The following is a 16498-nucleotide window of genomic DNA, read 5'->3' on the forward strand; positions in this document are numbered from 1 at the left end:
GGTTTACGCCAACTCTTGCGAACGCAGCGTCTCGGCGAACGCGGACACCGACATTGTGCCCAAATCTTCCCCGGAACGCGTACGCACCGCCACGGCGCCGTTCTCCTTCTCGCGGTCTCCGACCACCAGCAGGTACGGCACCCGCTGCAGCGTGTGCTCGCGGATCTTAAAGCCGATCTTCTCGTTCCGCAAATCAGCCTCGACCCGGAACCCTTGATTCGCAAGGGTTTTCTGCACCTCGGCCACGTATTCAGCCTGGGCGTCGGTGATATTGGCCACAACCGCCTGGACCGGGGCCAGCCAGGCCGGGAAGGACCCGGCGTGGTGCTCGATCAGGATGCCGATGAAGCGCTCCATGGAGCCGACGATGGCTCGGTGCAGCATCACCGGGTGCCGGCGCTGGCTGTTTTCGTCCACGTACTCGGCGCCCAGCCGGCCCGGCATCATGAAATCGACCTGCATCGTGCCCAGCTGCCAGGTCCGGCCGATGGCGTCCTTCAGGTGGTACTCGATCTTGGGGCCGTAGAAAGCCCCCTCGCCCGGCAGCTCCTTCCATTCAACCCCCGAGGCCCGCAGGGCCGAGCGCAGGGCGTCTTCGGCCTTGTCCCAGGTGGCGTCGTCGCCCAGGCGCGACTCGGGACGCAGGGCGATCTTGATCTGGATCTCTTCAAAGCCGAAGTCGGCGTAGACCTTCAACGCCTGCTCGTGGAAGGCGCGGACCTCGCCCTCGACCTGGTCCTCGGTGCAGAAGATGTGGCCGTCGTCCTGGGTGAAGCCGCGCACGCGCAGGATGCCGTGCAGCGCGCCGGACGGCTCGTTGCGGTGGCAGGAACCGAACTCGCCGTAGCGGATCGGCAGGTCGCGGTAGCTGTGCAGCCCCTGGTTGAACACCTGGACGTGGCCCGGGCAGTTCATCGGCTTGACCGCGTAGGTGCGCTTCTCCGACTCGGTGAAGAACATGTTGTCCTTGTAGTTGTCCCAGTGGCCGGATTTCTGCCACAGCGACACGTCCAGGATCTGCGGGCAGCGCACCTCGCCGTAGCCGGTCTGGCGGTACACGCGGCGCATGTACTGCTCCACCACCTGCCACACCGACCAGCCCTTGGGATGCCAGAACACCAGGCCCGGCGCTTCCTCCTGCAGGTGGAACAGGTTCTGCTGCCTGCCGATCCGGCGGTGGTCGCGCTTCTCGGCTTCCTCGATCCGCTGGATGTAGGCCTTGAGCTGCTTCTCGTCGGCCCAGGCGGTGCCGTAGATGCGCTGCAGCTGCTCGTTCTTGGCGTCGCCGCGCCAGTACGCGCCGGAGATGCGGGTCAGCTTGAACGCCTTGAGGAAGCGCGTGTTGGGCACGTGCGGGCCGCGGCACATGTCCACGTATTCCTGGTGGTAGTACAGGCCCATCGCCTGGATGTCGTCGGCCATGTCCTCGATCAGGCGCAGCTTGTACTCCTCGCCGCGGGCCCTGAACACCTCAACCACCTCGGCACGCGGCGTCACCTTCTTGACCACGTCGTAGTCCTGCGCGATCAGCTCGCGCATGCGCGCCTCGATCGCGGCCATGTCGTCGGGCGTGAACGGCCGCTCGCTGTAGATGTCGTAGTAGAAGCCCTCGGCGATCACCGGGCCGATCACCATCTTGGCGTCCGGGTACAGCTGCTTGACCGCGTGGCCGACCAGGTGGGCGCAGGAATGGCGGATGATCTCCACGCCCTCCTCGTCCTTGGCGGTGACGATGCGCAGGGTGGCGTCGTGGTCGATGAGGTCGCTGGCGTCGACCAGGCGGCCGTCGACCTGGCCGGCGATGGTGGCCTTGGCCAGGCCCGCGCCGATCGACTGGGCGACCTGCATGACGGAGACGGGGGCATCGAATTCGCGGCGGCTGCCGTCGGGAAGCGTGATCGTGATCATGGGAGCGTCTTCGGATTCGGGTCGCCGGCCGCGGCCGGCGCCTCTGCATTGGATGGTCCGGCCCCGGATGGCCGGGTCGGCGGGAGTGGACACACGCGGGCATAAAAAAACGCCCGCGAGGGCGCCGGCGTGTTCGCGGGCCTCGGCGGCGTTCAGCGGTGGGCGGTGGTAGTGCTCATGTCGCACGCTCGGCCGGCGTTGCCGCGGGCCACCCTTGCGGTGTGGACGCCGGCACCGTGCCGGCGGCGTCATGGGAATTCTAGCCCAGCGGCCCGGCGGACGGCCAATTCCGGGCCCGCGGCGCGTGGCATGATGCCGGCCTGCACCACGCATCCGGCCCGGAGGGGGCCCGGCATGACCATCAAGGGCAAGGCGACCTCGCTCGACATCGCCCACCTCGCCGGGGTCTCCCAGCCGACGGTGTCGCGGGCGCTGCGCGGCAGCCCGTCGGTGAACCCGGAGACCCGGGAACGCATCCTCGCCATCGCCCGCGAGCTGAACTACAAGGTCGACAAGAACGCCTCCAACCTGCGCTGCCAGCAGTCCGGCACCCTGGCCCTGCTGTTCTTCGAAGACCCGACCCCGGACGACTCGCTGATCAACCCGTTCTTCCACTCGATGCTGGGCTCGATCACCCGCGCCTGCGCCCTGCGCGGCTACGACCTGCTGGTGTCGTTCCAGCAGCTGTCGACCAACTGGCATGCCGATTTCGAGGACAGCCACAAGGCCGACGGGCTGATCCTGCTCGGCTACGGCGACTACCTGGAAGCGGAGTCCAAGCTGCAGCGCCTGGTCGGCCAGGGCACCCATTTCGTCCGCTGGGGCGCGGCGCTGCCGGGCGAGCCCGGGGTCTCGATCGGCTGCGACAACTTCCAGGGGGGCCACGACATCACCGCGCACCTGCTGGCGGGCGGCCGGCGGCGGATCGCCTTCCTCGGGCATGCCTCGGACCACTACCCGGAGTTCTTCGAGCGCTATCGCGGCTACGCGGCGGCGCTGGCCGACGCCGGCCTGCGACCGGACCCGGCCTTGCAGGTCGATGCGATCACCACCGAACAGTCGGGCCACGAAGCGGCCCGCGCGCTGCTGGCCCGCGGTGCCCGGTTCGACGCGCTGTTCGCGGCCAGCGACCTGATCGCGCTGGGCGCGATGAACGCCCTGCGCGAGCATGGGCTGCGCGTGCCCGAGGACGTGGCCCTGGCCGGATTCGACGACATCGCCATGGCCAGCTTCGTGCAACCGGGCCTGTCGACCGTGCAGCAGGACACCAAGCAGGCCGGCGACGTGCTGGTGGACAGCCTGATCCGGCTGATCCAGGGCGAAGCGGTCGAAAGCCGCACCCTGCCGGTGAAACTGGTCCTGCGCGGTTCGACCGCTCGCGCCTGACGCGCCCCCGCCGCACCGACCGGCCGCCGGGTGGCGGACCGGCTCACCCGGCGGGCATCCGCTCCGCCAGCGCCTCACGCAGGTCGTTCCGGGTCAGCGGCCCGTCGTGGAGGAGCACGCGAACCCCGTGCGCCGGCACATCGACGCGCAGCGCGCGCCCGGCCTCCACCGCCGCCCCGCTGAAGCCGTCGCGCCACCGGCCGGGCTGCAGGTAACGGGACACGGTGACCTGCTGCGCCCGGTCGCCCTTGTTGAGCACCACCAGCGCGGCCTGCGTCGTGCCGCCGTGCTGGTACACCCGGTAGAACACGGCGCGGTCACCGGCGAGCTCCACGTTCAGCTGCAGGCCCTGCTGCAGTGCCGGCGACCCGCGGCGCAGCGTCGCGATCCGCTTCAAGTTCCGGTGGATCGCGCTGTCCGGCGCCGCATCGATGCGCTCCTGGCCGAAATAGGCACGGTTGCCGCCATGTTCGGCCTGGCCGCGCATGAACCCGGTTTCCGAGCCGTAATAGACCACCGGGATGCCGCGCACGGTGAACAGCCAGTTGTGCGCATCGATGAAACCGCTGTCGTCGGCGTCGAGCCGGCGCATGTCGTGGTTGTCGTAGAAGGTCGCCAGCTCGTAGACGTTCGCGTACGGCCCACCCTGCAGGTGCAGCGACGGCAGCATGCGCTCGAAGCCGGCGCCCTTGCGCCCGAACACCTCGTCCATCGCCTGCTTCATCGGGAAGTCGAGCACGCTGATGCCGCCGTTCTGCGGCAGGGTGAACGGCGCGATCTTGGCCGCGTCGTAGTCGAAGGCCTCGCCGAACATGTACATGCCCGGATGCTCGGCGCGGATGCGGTCGGCGAACGCCTTCCAGAACGACAGCGGCTGGTGGCGGATGGTGTCGATGCGCAGCGCGTCCACGCCCTGCCCGATCCAGTGCAGGTAGGCGCCGACCAGGTAGTCCATCACCGCCGGATTGCCGGCGTCGAGGTCCGACAGCTGGGCCAGGTCGGGCCTGGTGTTGTAGAACGCGTGCAGCGGGTTGTGCGCCGGGTCGAGCCTGTCCGGGGGCAGGTTCTGGTGGTCGGCGACCAGCGTGCCGCCGGCATCGAACAGCTGGCCGAACTGCGGCTGCGCCACCGGCATGGTCCAGGCCGGCGAGCCGTGGTTGCCGACGATGTCCAGCACGGTCTTCAGGCCCTGCGCGCGCAGGCCGGCGGTCAACCCGGCGAAGTCCAGGCCGGCGCTGGGCAGGTGTTCGTCGAGCCGGTGGAAGTTCACGCCCCAGTAGCCGTGGAAGCCGGTCTTGCCGCGGTCGGTGAGGAAGCCGTCGCAGGTGACCTCGTCGCCGCCGGTGAAGGCCTGGTCGGGGTTGTCGACGATGGGCGTGAGCCAGACCGCGGTGAATCCCAGGTCGTGGATGTAGCCGGCGTTGTCGAGCAGGCCGCGGAAGTCGCCGCCCAGGTAGCCGATGTTGCCGACCTCGCCGTCGCACGGGGACAGCGGCAGGTCGAAGGTCGCGTGCGCGCCACCCTGGTCGCGATGGTCGTTGGACGGATCGCCGTTGACGAAGCGGTCGGTCATCACGAAGTAGACCGACTCCTTCGCGAACGGCTCCAGGGTGCCGTAGTACTCCTCCCCCGCGACGGCGGAGCCGGCAGCCGCGAAGCCGAGTGCGAGCGCGATGGAGCGGATCATGCCCTGGCCTCCTGGCCCTGGATGCGGGGAACGGCGAGGACGCACAGTCCGGCCAGCAGCAGGCTCGCCCCGCCCAGCACCAGCGCCCACAGCGGCTGGCCGCCGAACAGCGACTTCAGCAGGAAGCCGAGCAGGCTGGCCGCGACCAGCTGCGGGATGACGATGAAGAAGTTGAAGATGCCCATGTACACGCCCATCTTGGTGGACGGCAGGCTGTCGGACAGCATCGCGTAGGGCAGCGACAGGATCGAGGCCCAAGCGAAACCGACGCCGACCATCGACAGCAGCAGCCACTGCGGGTCGCGCACCAGCAGGAACGACAGCAGTCCCGCCGCCCCCAGCCACAGGTTGACCAGGTGGGTCATGCGCAGGCCCAGCGCGCGCACCATCCATGGAATCGCAATCGCGGCCAGGGCCGCGAAGCCGTTGTAGGCGGCGAACAGCACGCCGACCCAGTTGGCCCCTTCGTTGTAGGCGGCCGAGGTCGGATCGCTGCTGCCGTAGTGGGTGCCGGCCACCGCCGCGGTGGTGTAGATCCACATCGCGAACAGGGCGAACCAGGAGAAGAACTGCACGACCGCCAGCCGGCGCATGGTCCGCGGCATCGCGCGCAGGTCGCCGACGATCGAGGGCACCATCCCGCCGGGCGCAAGCACGCGCGACGCGAACAGCAGCAGGCCGTAGGCGGCAAGCATGCCGGCCAGCACGTACAGCATCCGGTCCCAGCCCCGGGCCGCGATCAGCGCGGCCAGCGCCAGGCCGGCCACCAGCCAGGCGGTCGCCGCGGCCACCGGCGCCCGGGGGCCGGCGGGTGCGTGCGCCTCCGCCAGCCTGTCGAACGAGGCCAGCACCTCCGGCGGGTATTCGCGGGTGCGCAACACCGTCCAGGCGATCGCGCCGAACAGCACCACGCCACCGGCATAGAAAGCGTAGCGCACCGTGTCGGGCACCTCGCCCGGGCCCGCGGTGTTGGCCACCCCCGCCTTGGCCAGCAGCCACGGCAGCAGGCTGGCCACGATCGCGCCGATGCCGATGAAGAAGCTCTGCATCGCATAGCCGCTGGCCCGCTGCGAGGGCGGCAGCTGGTCGCCGACGAACGCGCGGAACGGCTCCATCGACACGTTGATCGAGGCGTCGAGGATCCACAGCGTGCCGGCCGCGATCCACAGCGTGGGCGAGTTGGGCATGACGAACAGCGCCAGCGTGGCCAGGATCGCGCCGGCGAGGAAGTAGGGACGCCGGCGGCCGAGCCGGGTCCAGGTGCGGTCGGAGAAATAGCCCACCACCGGCTGCACCAGCAGCCCGGTCAACGGCGCGGCGATCCACAGCCCCGGCACCTGCTCCATGTCCGCGCCCAGGGTCTGGAAGATGCGGCTGACATTGGCGTTCTGCAGGGCGAAACCGAACTGGATGCCCATGAAGCCGAAGCACATGTTCCAGATCTGCCAGAACGACAGGCGCGGTCTGCTTTCCATCAAGCGCTTCCCCCCTCCGGGAATCACGGATGCGATGTCATGCCGCACGCGGGATCGCGCAACGACGCGGCCATGGTAGAGGCCCGGCGCCGACAGCGCCCAGCCGGTGCATACGTATTCATGCCCTCAAGGGTGGCCCTGCCGCGTGGTCTGCGTGAATAGTGGAAGACCGCGCCACGCGCGGCCCGCACTGGCTGCGGACGACACATGAATGCCTGGGAGGGCAGGATGCGGCATCGGACACGCGGCGGCGCAGGCCATCGCGTTTCAGGTTGCGTCGGGCAGATCGCACGACGCTGGCTGGTGGCCCTGTGGCTGCCGGCGGGCGCCGTGGCTGCCGCCCCTGCTGCCGCCCTGCCCCTGGCCGACTGCGATGCCGGCTTCCAGACTGTTCTGACCGCTGACCGCGATGCACCGGCCGAAGCGCGCGGCATCTGGCTCGACCGGCGCACCCTGCGCTGGCCCGGCGCCGCACCGTCGACCGATCCGTCCGCCGATCCCTCGCATCGTTACGTGCTCTACCACGCTGACGGCGGTGGCATCCGCTCCGTCGTCGGCCATAGGGTCGCCGGCGCCCAGGGCGCGATAGCACTGAGCGTGCTGCCCCCGGACGCATCGCTGCCCGAAACCGTGCGCCAGCGCTTCACCCACGCAGGCGCGGGCGTCATGCTGCAGCTGGACCTGGACGACGTCCGCCTGCGCGACCTGCTGCGCCAGTCGCTGGTGCTGGTGCAGGAAGACCGCGAGGGGCGCGTGCTGCAGGCCACCGGGGTGCAGCTGCCCGGCGCGCTGGACGACCTGTATGCGGCCGCGGGCGACGCCGCGGCGCTGGGCGCGCACCCCACCGCTTCGGCTACAGCGTTCAGCCTGTGGGCACCGACCGCGCGCGCCGTCTCGGTCTGCGTGTACGCCGACGACACCCAACGCGCCTACCGGCGCGAGCAGCTGCGACTGGATCCTGCGACCGGCCTGTGGTCCGCCTCGGTGTCCGCCGACCTGCGCGGCCACTACTACGACTACCTGGTCGACGTGCAGGTGCGCGGCATCGGCCAGGTGCGCAATCGCGTCACCGATCCGTACTCGGTGAGCCTGGGCACCGATTCGCGGCGCAGCTACATCGCCGACCTGGACGATCCGGCGCTCACGCCCGCCGGCTGGGACACCGCGCCACGCCCGGGGCCGCTGCGCGCGCAGACCGACATGTCGATCTACGAGCTGCACGTACGCGACTTTTCCATCGGCGATGCCTCGGTCGCTCCCGCCCATCGCGGCAAGTACCTGGCCTTCACAGACGCCGGCAGCGCCGGCATGGCGCACCTGCGCGCACTGGCGCGGGCCGGCCTCACCGACCTGCACCTGCTGCCGGTATACGACTTCGGCAGCGTGCCCGAGTCCGGCTGCGTCACCCCGCAGGTCCCGGACGCCGCGGCGGACAGCCCGGCGCAGCAGGCGGTGGTGATGGCCCATGCGTCCGGCGACTGCTTCAACTGGGGCTACGACCCGTTCCACTTCAATGCGCCGGAAGGCAGCTACGCCACCGACCCGGGCGACGGCGCCACCCGCATCCGCGAGTTCCGGGCGATGGTCATGGCCCTGCACCGGCTCGGCCTGCGCGTGGGCATGGACGTGGTCTACAACCACACCTTCGCCGCCGGGCAGGACGAGCGCTCGGTGCTGGACCGGATCGTGCCCGGCTACTACCACCGCCTCGACGCGGCGGGCCGCATCGAGCGCAGCACCTGTTGCGAGAACACCGCCACCGAGCACGCGATGATGGCGCGGCTGATGATCGATTCGGCCGAGCTGTGGGTGCGCCACTACCGCATCGACTCATTCCGTTTCGACCTGATGGGGCACCAGCCGCGCGCGGCGATGGAAGCGCTGCAACGCCGCGTCGACGCCGCCGCCGGGCGCCACGTGCAGCTGATCGGCGAAGGCTGGAATTTCGGCGAGGTGGCCGACGGCGCGCGGTTCGTCCAGGCCTCGCAGCTGTCGCTGGGCGGCAGCGGCATCGGCACCTTCAGCGACCGCGCGCGCGACGCGCTGCGTGGCGGCGGCCCCGGCGACAGCGGCGCCGACAAGGTTGCCCGGCAGGGCTGGCTCAACGGCCTGGTGTACGCACCCAACGAACTGGCCGACCCCGCGCTCGGCCGCGCCGACCTGCTGCGCCACGCCGACCTGGCGCGGGTCGGCCTGGCCGGCACCCTGCGCGACTACGTGCTGGCCACCGCCGACGGCGGCGCGCGCCCGCTGCGCGATATCGACTACAACGGCCAGCCGGCCGGGTATGCCACGGCACCCGGCGAGGTCGTCAACTACGTCGAGAACCACGACAACGAGACCCTGTTCGACCTCAACGCGCTCCGCCTGCCGCGCGGCACGTCCGCGCACGATCGCGCGCGGGTGCAGGTGCTGGGCATGGCCATGACCGCCTTCAGCCAGGGCGTGGCCTATTTCCACGCCGGCATCGACACGCTTCGCTCCAAGTCGATGGACCGCAACAGCTTCGACTCCGGCGACTGGTTCAACCGGCTCGACTGGAGCTACCAGGACAACTTCTTCGGCACCGGCCTGCCGCCCGCCAGCGGCAACGAGGCCGCCTGGCCATGGATGGCGCCGCGCCTGGCGGATGCGTCGATCCGACCGGCCCCGGCGGACATCGCGTTCGCCCGCGACGCCCTGCGCGACCTGCTGCGGATCCGCGCCAGCTCGCCGCTGTTCCGGCTCGAAGATGCGGCGGACGTATCCCGGCGCCTGCGCTTCCCGAACACCGGCCCGGCGCAGAATCCGCTGGTGATCGCCGGGCACCTGGACGGCCAGGGCCTGGCTGGCGCCGGATTCCGCGAGGTCCTGTACCTGGTCAATGCCTCGCCGCAGGCGCAGGCGCTCGACCTGCCCGCCGAACGCGGCAAGCGCTACGTGCTGCACCCGGTGCACCGGGCGGTGGACGCGGCCGACACGCGCCCGCGCGAACAGGCCCGCTTCGATCCCGCGCGTGGCCGCTTCACCGTGCCGCCCCGCACCGCCCTCGTCTACGTCCTGGAGTGAGGACCGCCATGAATTCCCGACGCCCCGCCCCGCCCGCCAGCCGCTGGTGGGCACTGCTGCCTGCCCTGGCGCTGCTGTTCCCCGCCCACGCCAGCGCCAAGGACCTCGCCCGGGTCGCCTCCCCCGACGGCGCGCTGGTGGTGACCCTGGAGTCGCAGCACGAAGACCGCCTGGCCTATCGCGTCGAACGCAACGGACGGCCCGTGATCGCGCCCTCGCGGCTGGGCTTCCTGCTCGGCGACGGCCGCCTGGAGCGCAACCTGCGGTTGACCGGGCAGTCCAGCCGCAGCTTCGACGAGACCTGGGAACAGCCCTGGGGCGAGCGCCGGCTGACCCGCAACCACTACAACGAACTGCGCGCCCGCTTCGCCGAGAAACCGTCCGGCGGCCGCAAGCAAGGCCGGCACCTGGACGTGGTGTTCCGCGTCCACGACGACGGGATCGGCTTCCGCTATGAGTTCCCGAAGCCGGCCGGCGGCGACGCCGAAGTGCGGATCCGCCAGGAGCTGACCGAGTTCGCCATCGCCCGCCCGGCCACGGCCTGGTGGATCCCCGCCTTCGAATGGAACCGCGAGGAGTACCTGTACTCGCGCACCCCGCTGGCGGAAATCGGCGTGGCGCAGACCCCGCTCACCCTGCGCACCGACGACGGCCTGCACCTGTCGATCCACGAAGCGGCGCTGGTCGACTACGCCGGCATGAACCTGGCCCGCGGCGACGGCGGCGTGCTGCGCGCCGCGCTCACCCCGGGCGGCGGCGACCGCGGCACCGCGGTGGTGCGCACCGCACCGTTCAGCACGCCGTGGCGCACGATCCAGGTCGGGGCGCGCGCCGGCGACCTGGCCGAATCCAGCCTCATCCTCAACCTTAACGAACCCAACCGCCTGGGCGACGTCGGCTGGTTCACCCCGGCCAAGTATGTCGGCGTGTGGTGGTCGCTGCACCTGGAGCAGGAGACCTGGGGCACCGGCCCGAAGCACGGGGCGACCACCGCCAACACCCGGCGCTACATCGACTTCGCCGCCGCCAACGGCTTCCGCGGCGTGCTGGTGGAAGGCTGGAACCCGGGCTGGGACGGCGACTGGTTCGCCAACGGCTGGGATTTCGATTTCACCCGCCCCACCGCGGATTTCGACCTCGGGGGCCTGACGGAGTACGCCGCCGGCAAGGGCATGCACCTGATCGGCCACCACGAAACCGCCTGCGCGGTCAGCCACTACGAACGCCAGCTCCCGGCCGCGCTGGACCTGTACGCGCGCAACGGCGTGGACGTGGTCAAGACCGGCTATGTCTGCGATGCCGGCGACATCCAGCGCCAGGACCGTGCCGGCGGCCCGGTCGTGCGCGAATGGCACGAAGGCCAGTGGATGAGCGGCCATCACCTGCGCGTGGTCGAGCAGGCGGCCGAACGCCGCATTGCGATCAACGCGCACGAACCGATCAAGGACACCGGCCTGCGCCGCACCTATCCGAACTGGGTCTCGCGCGAAGGCGCGCGCGGCATGGAGTTCAACGCCTGGGGCAACCCGCCCAACCCGCCGGAACACGAAGCCACCCTCGCCTTCACCCGCATGCTGGCCGGCCCGATGGACTACACGCCCGGCATCGTCAGCCTGAAGGGCCGCGGTGGCCAGCAGATCCCGAGCACGCTGGCCAAGCAGCTGGCGTTGTATGTCGTGCTGTACAGCCCGATCCAGATGGCCGCCGACCTTCCCGAGCACTATGCGCAGCACCCGGATGCGTTCCAGTTCATCCGCGACGTGGCGGTGGACTGGGAAGAAAGCCATGTGCTGAACGGCGAGGTCGGCGACTACGTGACCTTCGCGCGCAAGGCGCGCGGCAGCCAGGTGTGGTTCCTGGGCAGCGCCGGCGGCGCGGAGGCGCACGACCTGCAGGTGTCGCTGGGCTTCCTCGATGCCGGCCGCCGGTACCGCGCCGAGATCTACCGCGACGGCGATCGCGCGCACTGGAAGACCGCGCCGTTCGACTTCGTCCGCGAAACCCGCGAGGTGGTGAGCACCGACACCCTGCCGCTGCGCCTGGCCGCCGGTGGCGGCCAGGCGATCCGCTTCGTCCCGGTCGATTCGCCCGCCCGTTGAGCCGTGACGCCGGCGCGCACCGCGCGCCGGCACCGGATGACGCAAAGCAGCATGCGCTGCGCATGCCGCGGCGCGTGTTTCCGTTCGCGTGCGGGATGGCCGGCGCGCCGCGGACAACGCAATGAATACGTATGCAGGCATCTTCCCGGCGCGATGCGCGCCACTACCATAGCCACGCACCGTAACGCCGCCATTCCGCGCGCATCGCGACCAAAAAAACGGCACGGCCGCACACCACAACCCGAGATTTTCCGACATTACCTGGGAGGGGAAAATGTTGAACCTGCAGCGCAACCTGCTGAGCGTGGCGCTTGCGTCGGCGATCACGCTGACCGCCACCGCCGCACAGGCACAGGACACCGCCACCGGCGACCAGAACACGCAGGCCGAGGCCACCGACCTCGACACCGTCGTGGTCACCGGCATCCGCGCCGGCATCGAGGGCGCGATCTCGACCAAGCGCGACGCCACGTCGATCGTCGAAGCGATCTCGGCCGAAGACATCGGCAAGCTGCCCGACGTCAGCATCGCCGAGTCGATCGCGCGCCTGCCTGGCCTTGCCGCGCAGCGCGTCGCCGGCCGCGCCCAGGTGATCAGCGTCCGCGGCCTGTCCCCGGACTTCTCGACCACGCTGCTCAACGGCCGCGAGATGGTCAGCACCGGCGACAACCGCAGCGTCGAGTTCGACCAGTACCCGTCGGAACTCGTCAATGGCGTGACCGTGTACAAGACCCCCGACGCGGGCCTGGTCGGCCAGGGCCTGTCGGGCACGATCGACATGCAGACCATCCGCCCGCTGGCCTACGACGGCTCCGCGCTGATGGTCGGCGGCCGCTACTCGCGGAACTCGCTGGGCGACGCCGCCAACTCCGACGCCGACGGCCACCGCCTCAACGCCACCTACATCGGCAAGTTCGCCGACGACACCTTCGGCATCGCGATCGGCTATTCGCACATCAACGGCGCGATCCAGGAGAACCAGGTCGGCCTGTACGAGCCGTGGCAGGCGCTGGGCGATGGCTGGCGACCGGGCGTGCCGGCCGGCACCTGGTACTCGGACGGCATCAAGGCGCTACGCCGCACCGGCTACACCGAGCGCGACGGCCTGATGGCGACCCTACAGTTCCGCCCGTCCAATGCGTGGACCAGCACCCTGGACCTGTTCTATACGAAGGCCGAGCAGGAAGACACCGCCAACCAGTTCGAGGTCCACATCGGCGGCTACAACGGCGGCTTCACCCCGGGCCTGAGCCTGACCGACGTGACCGTCAACGGGAACGGGTCGTTCACCGGCGGCACCGCCAACGGCGTCTATCCCCTGGTCCGCGGCATGTACAACCACCGCGAGGACGAGATCAACGCGGTCGGCTGGCTCAACGAGTTCAACGTGGGCCAGGTCGAGGTCGTCGCCGACATCGGCTACTCCAAGGCCGACCGCGACGAGCTGAACCTGGAGAACAACACCCAGCTCTACCCGATGCCGCAGCTGGATTCGGTGGACCTGTCGTTCCGCAGCGGCGGCTTCTCGCAGCTCGATCCGGCCCGCGACTACTCCAACCCGGCCGCGCTGTACCTCAACAACACGATCTACGGTTCCGGCTACGGCAAGGTGCCGAGCGTCGAGGACGAGCTGACCACCTTCAAGCTCGCCGCCACGATCCCGGCCGGCGGCTGGTTCTCCGGCGTGGACGTCGGCCTGAACTACGCCGACCGCCAGAAGGCCAAGACCCAGCCGGAAGGCAACATCAACCTCGGCGCGCAGGGCCCGACCCCGATCGCCCAGGACCTGCAGTACGGCCTGGTCAACCTGGGCTTCGCCGGCGTCGGCTACATCCCGTCGTGGAACGTGCCGGCGGCCGTCGAGCGCTACATGGACTTCCAGCCGGTGGACAACCTGTCCTACCTGATCCCGAAGGCGTGGACGGTGAACGAGGAAATCACCACCGGCTTCGTCCAGGCCGACATCGACACCGAGTGGGGCGGCGTGCCGGTCACCGGCAACGTCGGCGTGCAGATCCAGCACGTGGACCAGTCCTCCGACGCCAACTTCTGGGACGCGACCCAGCCGGCCGGCAGCGAGATCAGTCCCATCACCCTGGGCAAGACCTACACCGACGTTCTGCCCAGCATGAACCTGGCGTTCTCGCTGGCCCACGAGCAGATGCTGCGCGTGGCCCTGGCCAAGCAGACCGCGCGCCCGCGCGTGGACCAGATGCGGGCCTCGCTGGAGTTCGGCGTCAACACCGCCACCGGCCGCCCGGGCGGCTCCGGCGGCAACCCGGAACTGGAGCCGTGGCGCGCCAACGCGTTCGACATCTCCTATGAAAAGTACTTCGGCACCAAGGCCTATGTCGCCGCCGCGTACTTCTACAAGGACCTGGAGAACTACATCTACACCCAGACCCGCGACGACTACGACTTCTCCGACCTGCTGGTCGACTACGTGCCGCCGCCGGGCACCCAGCCGCCGCAGGCGGTGGGCGACTTCACCCAGCCGATGAACGGCGAGGGCGGCTCGCTGCAGGGCCTGGAACTGACCGCGTCGATCCCGTTCGACCTGTTCACCGACGCGCTGTCCGGCTTCGGCATGGTCGCCAGCGCCAGCTTCTTCGACAGCAACATCCAGATCCTGGATCCGGAAAGCGCATCGAGCGTGGGCAGCGACCCGATCGCCCTGCCGGGCCTCTCGGACCGGGTGTACAACTGGACGCTGTACTACGAGAACAACGGCTTCGAGGCGCGCATCAACCAGCGCCGCCGCTCGGACTTCATCGGCGAGATCGGCAACTTCAACGGCAACCGCTCGCTGCGCTACGTGGTCGGGGAGAACATCACCGACGCGCAGATCAGCTACAGCTTCAGCAGCGGCGGCCTGGCCGGGATGACCCTGCTCCTGCAGGGCAGCAACCTGACCAACGAGGCCTACCAGACCTACGCCGGCAGCAAGGACCGTCCGCTCGAGTACCTGGAGTGGGGCCGCACCATCACCTTCGGCGTGAACTACCGCTTCTGAGTCCCTCCCGCCCCGCCACGCCCGTGGCGGGGTTTCCGCCGCGCCACCCGCGGGTGGCGCGGCGGCACCCCCGCCACGGGCGTGGCGGGGCGGGAGGGACTCAGAAGCGGTAGTTCACGCCGAAGGTGATGGTGCGGCCCCACTCCAGGTACTCGAGCGGACGGTCCTTGCTGCCGGCGTAGGTCTGGTAGGCCTCGTTGGTCAGGTTGCTGCCCTGCAGGAGCAGGGTCATCCCGGCCAGGCCGCCGCTGCTGAAGCTNCATGAGTCACTCCCCCTGGTGGCGCGGCGCCGTCATCTACCAGATCTACCCGCGCAGCTTCCTGGACACCGACGGCGACGGCGTGGGCGACCTGCCCGGCATCGTCGACCGGCTGGACTACGTGGCCTCGCTGGGCGTGGACGCGATCTGGATTTCGCCGTTCTTCAAGTCGCCGATGGCCGACTTCGGCTACGACATCGCCGACCAGCGCGCGGTCGATCCGCTGTTCGGCACGCTGGAGGACTTCGACCGGCTGCTGGCCAAGGCGCACTCGCTGGGCCTGAAGGTGATGATCGACCAGGTCTTCAGCCACACCTCCGACCAGCACGAATGGTTCCGCGAGAGCCGGCAAAGCCACGACAATCCGAAGGCCGACTGGTACGTGTGGGCCAACGCGCGCGAGGACGGCACCCCGCCCAACAACTGGATGTCGCTGTTCGGCGGCGTGGCCTGGCGCTGGGAACCGCGCCGCTGCCAGTACTACCTGCACAACTTCCTGTCCTCGCAGCCGGACCTCAACTTCCACAATCCCGACGTGCAGCAGGCCACCCTCGATTACGTCCGGTTCTGGCTGGACCGCGGCGTCGACGGCTTCCGCCTGGATTCGATCAACTTCTGCTTCCACGACGCGCAGCTGCGCGACAACCCGCCCAAGCCGGCGGACAAGCGCGTGGGGCGCGGCTTCAGCGCCGATAACCCGTACGCGTTCCAGTACCACTGGTACAACAACACCCAGCCGGAGAACGTCGCGTTCCTGGAGCGCGTGCGCACCCTGCTCGACCGCTATCCCGGCGCGGTGACCCTGGGCGAGATCTCCTCGGAGGATTCGCTGGCCACCACCGCCGAGTACACCTCCGGCAACCGCCTGCACATGGGCTACAGCTTCGAGCTGCTGGTCGACGACTTCAGCGCCGGCTACATCCGCGACACGGTGTCGCGGCTGGAAGCGGCGATGACCGAGGGCTGGCCGTGCTGGGCCGTGTCCAACCACGACGTGCGCCGTGCGGTGACCCGCTGGGGCGGCGAGCATCCGCCCGCCCAGCTGGCGCGGATGCTGGTGGCGATGGTCTGCTCGCTGCGCGGCTCGGTCTGCATCTACCAGGGCGAGGAACTGGGCCTGCCCGAAGCCGACGTGCCGTTCGAGGCGCTGCAGGACCCCTACGGCATCACCTTCTGGCCCAACTTCAAGGGCCGCGACGGCTGCCGCACGCCGATGCCCTGGACCGCCGACGCCAGCGCCGGTTTCAGCGCCGGCCAGCCATGGCTGCCGGTGCCCGACGCGCACCGCGCGTTGTCGGTCGCCGCCCAGGAGGCCGATCCGGACTCGGTGCTCAACGCGTTCCGCGCCTTCATGGCCTGGCGCCGGACCCAGCCGGCCCTGGTCGGCGGCGACATCGCCTTCCTCGAAACCGCCGAGCCGGTGCTCGCCTTCGTCCGCGAGGCCGATGGCACCCGGCTGCTGGCCGCCTTCAACCTCTCGCCGGGCGACGCGGAGTTCGTGCTGCCGGCCGGCGAGTGGGAGGTGCTGGAGGGTCACGGCATGCCGGGCGCGCAGGTCGAGGCCGGTCGCGCCCGCCTGTCCGGCTACGGCGTGTTCTACGCCCGCGCGGCCTGATCCCGGC

8 protein-coding genes and 1 pseudogene are annotated in these 16498 nt (G+C 69.9%); 5 read left to right on the forward strand and 4 right to left on the reverse strand.

The features are described from left to right. Window positions 1-3: 3 nt before the first annotated feature. Complete coding sequence (thrS, locus tag ACA089_RS06395; RefSeq protein WP_372014671.1) at window positions 4-1908, reverse strand: threonine--tRNA ligase; 1905 nt, start codon at window positions 1906-1908, stop codon at window positions 4-6. 354 nt (window positions 1909-2262) lie between these two features. Here thrS and ACA089_RS06400 point away from each other — a divergent pair. After that, window positions 2263-3354 (forward strand): annotated as a pseudogene (locus ACA089_RS06400) (LacI family DNA-binding transcriptional regulator); the annotation flags it as partial. On the opposite strand, the gene ACA089_RS06405 reads toward ACA089_RS06400, so the two are convergent. Together ACA089_RS06405 and ACA089_RS06410 are read right to left on the reverse strand one after the other, a co-directional pair. Then, a complete protein-coding gene (locus ACA089_RS06405; RefSeq protein ID WP_372014674.1) occupies window positions 3338-4981 on the reverse strand; it encodes an alpha-amylase family glycosyl hydrolase in 1644 nt (547 codons plus the stop codon). The pseudogene ACA089_RS06400 and the gene ACA089_RS06405 sit on opposite strands and share 17 nt — an antisense overlap. Continuing rightward, window positions 4978-6456, reverse strand: coding sequence for an MFS transporter (locus ACA089_RS06410; RefSeq protein ID WP_372014677.1), 1479 nt, complete (start codon window positions 6454-6456; stop codon window positions 4978-4980). Before ACA089_RS06410 ends, ACA089_RS06405 begins: the two co-directional genes overlap by 4 nt. A gap of 303 nt (window positions 6457-6759) precedes the next feature. Here ACA089_RS06410 and ACA089_RS06415 point away from each other — a divergent pair, with 303 nt between their 5' ends. The 3 genes from ACA089_RS06415 to ACA089_RS06425 all read left to right on the forward strand — a co-directional run bounded on the left by ACA089_RS06415 (window position 6760) and on the right by ACA089_RS06425 (window position 14616). Continuing rightward, on the forward strand, window positions 6760-9504 hold the full coding sequence (locus ACA089_RS06415; RefSeq protein WP_372014680.1) for an alpha-1,6-glucosidase domain-containing protein: 2745 nt from the start codon (window positions 6760-6762) through the stop codon (window positions 9502-9504). Window positions 9505-9512: 8 nt separating this feature from the next. Beyond that, complete coding sequence (locus ACA089_RS06420; RefSeq protein ID WP_372014683.1) at window positions 9513-11603, forward strand: glycoside hydrolase family 97 protein; 2091 nt, start codon at window positions 9513-9515, stop codon at window positions 11601-11603. A 274-nt stretch (window positions 11604-11877) separates the two neighbouring features. Then, entirely contained in the window at window positions 11878-14616 is a 2739-nt protein-coding gene (locus tag ACA089_RS06425) for a TonB-dependent receptor (RefSeq protein ID WP_372014686.1), read from the forward strand. Between the two features lie 100 nt (window positions 14617-14716). Here the strand turns inward: ACA089_RS06425 and ACA089_RS06430 are convergent, their stop codons facing one another. After that, entirely contained in the window at window positions 14717-14848 is a 132-nt protein-coding gene (locus ACA089_RS06430) for a hypothetical protein (RefSeq protein ID WP_372014689.1), read from the reverse strand. Window positions 14849-14877: 29 nt separating this feature from the next. On the opposite strand from ACA089_RS06430, the gene ACA089_RS06435 reads away from it, so the two are divergent. Then, window positions 14878-16491 carry an alpha-glucosidase gene (locus ACA089_RS06435; protein ID WP_372014691.1) on the forward strand — a complete coding sequence of 538 codons (1614 nt, stop codon included), beginning with the start codon at window positions 14878-14880 and terminating at the stop codon, window positions 16489-16491. The last annotated feature ends 7 nt before the right edge of the window (window positions 16492-16498 follow it).

Source organism: Pseudoxanthomonas fibrivorans (assembly GCF_041464125.1).
In the GTDB taxonomy this organism is placed as follows: domain Bacteria; phylum Pseudomonadota; class Gammaproteobacteria; order Xanthomonadales; family Xanthomonadaceae; genus Pseudoxanthomonas.

Coding starts and splice junctions, on each gene's coding strand:
- thrS (WP_372014671.1), bottom strand. CDS start 1,908: ATGATCACGATCACGCTTCCCGACGGCAGCCGCCGCGAATTCGATGCC.
- ACA089_RS06405 (WP_372014674.1), bottom strand. CDS start 4,981: ATGATCCGCTCCATCGCGCTCGCACTCGGCTTCGCGGCTGCCGGCTCC.
- ACA089_RS06410 (WP_372014677.1), bottom strand. CDS start 6,456: ATGGAAAGCAGACCGCGCCTGTCGTTCTGGCAGATCTGGAACATGTGC.
- ACA089_RS06420 (WP_372014683.1), top strand. CDS start 9,513: ATGAATTCCCGACGCCCCGCCCCGCCCGCCAGCCGCTGGTGGGCACTG.
- ACA089_RS06425 (WP_372014686.1), top strand. CDS start 11,878: ATGTTGAACCTGCAGCGCAACCTGCTGAGCGTGGCGCTTGCGTCGGCG.
- ACA089_RS06430 (WP_372014689.1), bottom strand. CDS start 14,848: ATGACCCTGCTCCTGCAGGGCAGCAACCTGACCAACGAGGCCTACCAG.
- ACA089_RS06435 (WP_372014691.1), top strand. CDS start 14,878: ATGAGTCACTCCCCCTGGTGGCGCGGCGCCGTCATCTACCAGATCTAC.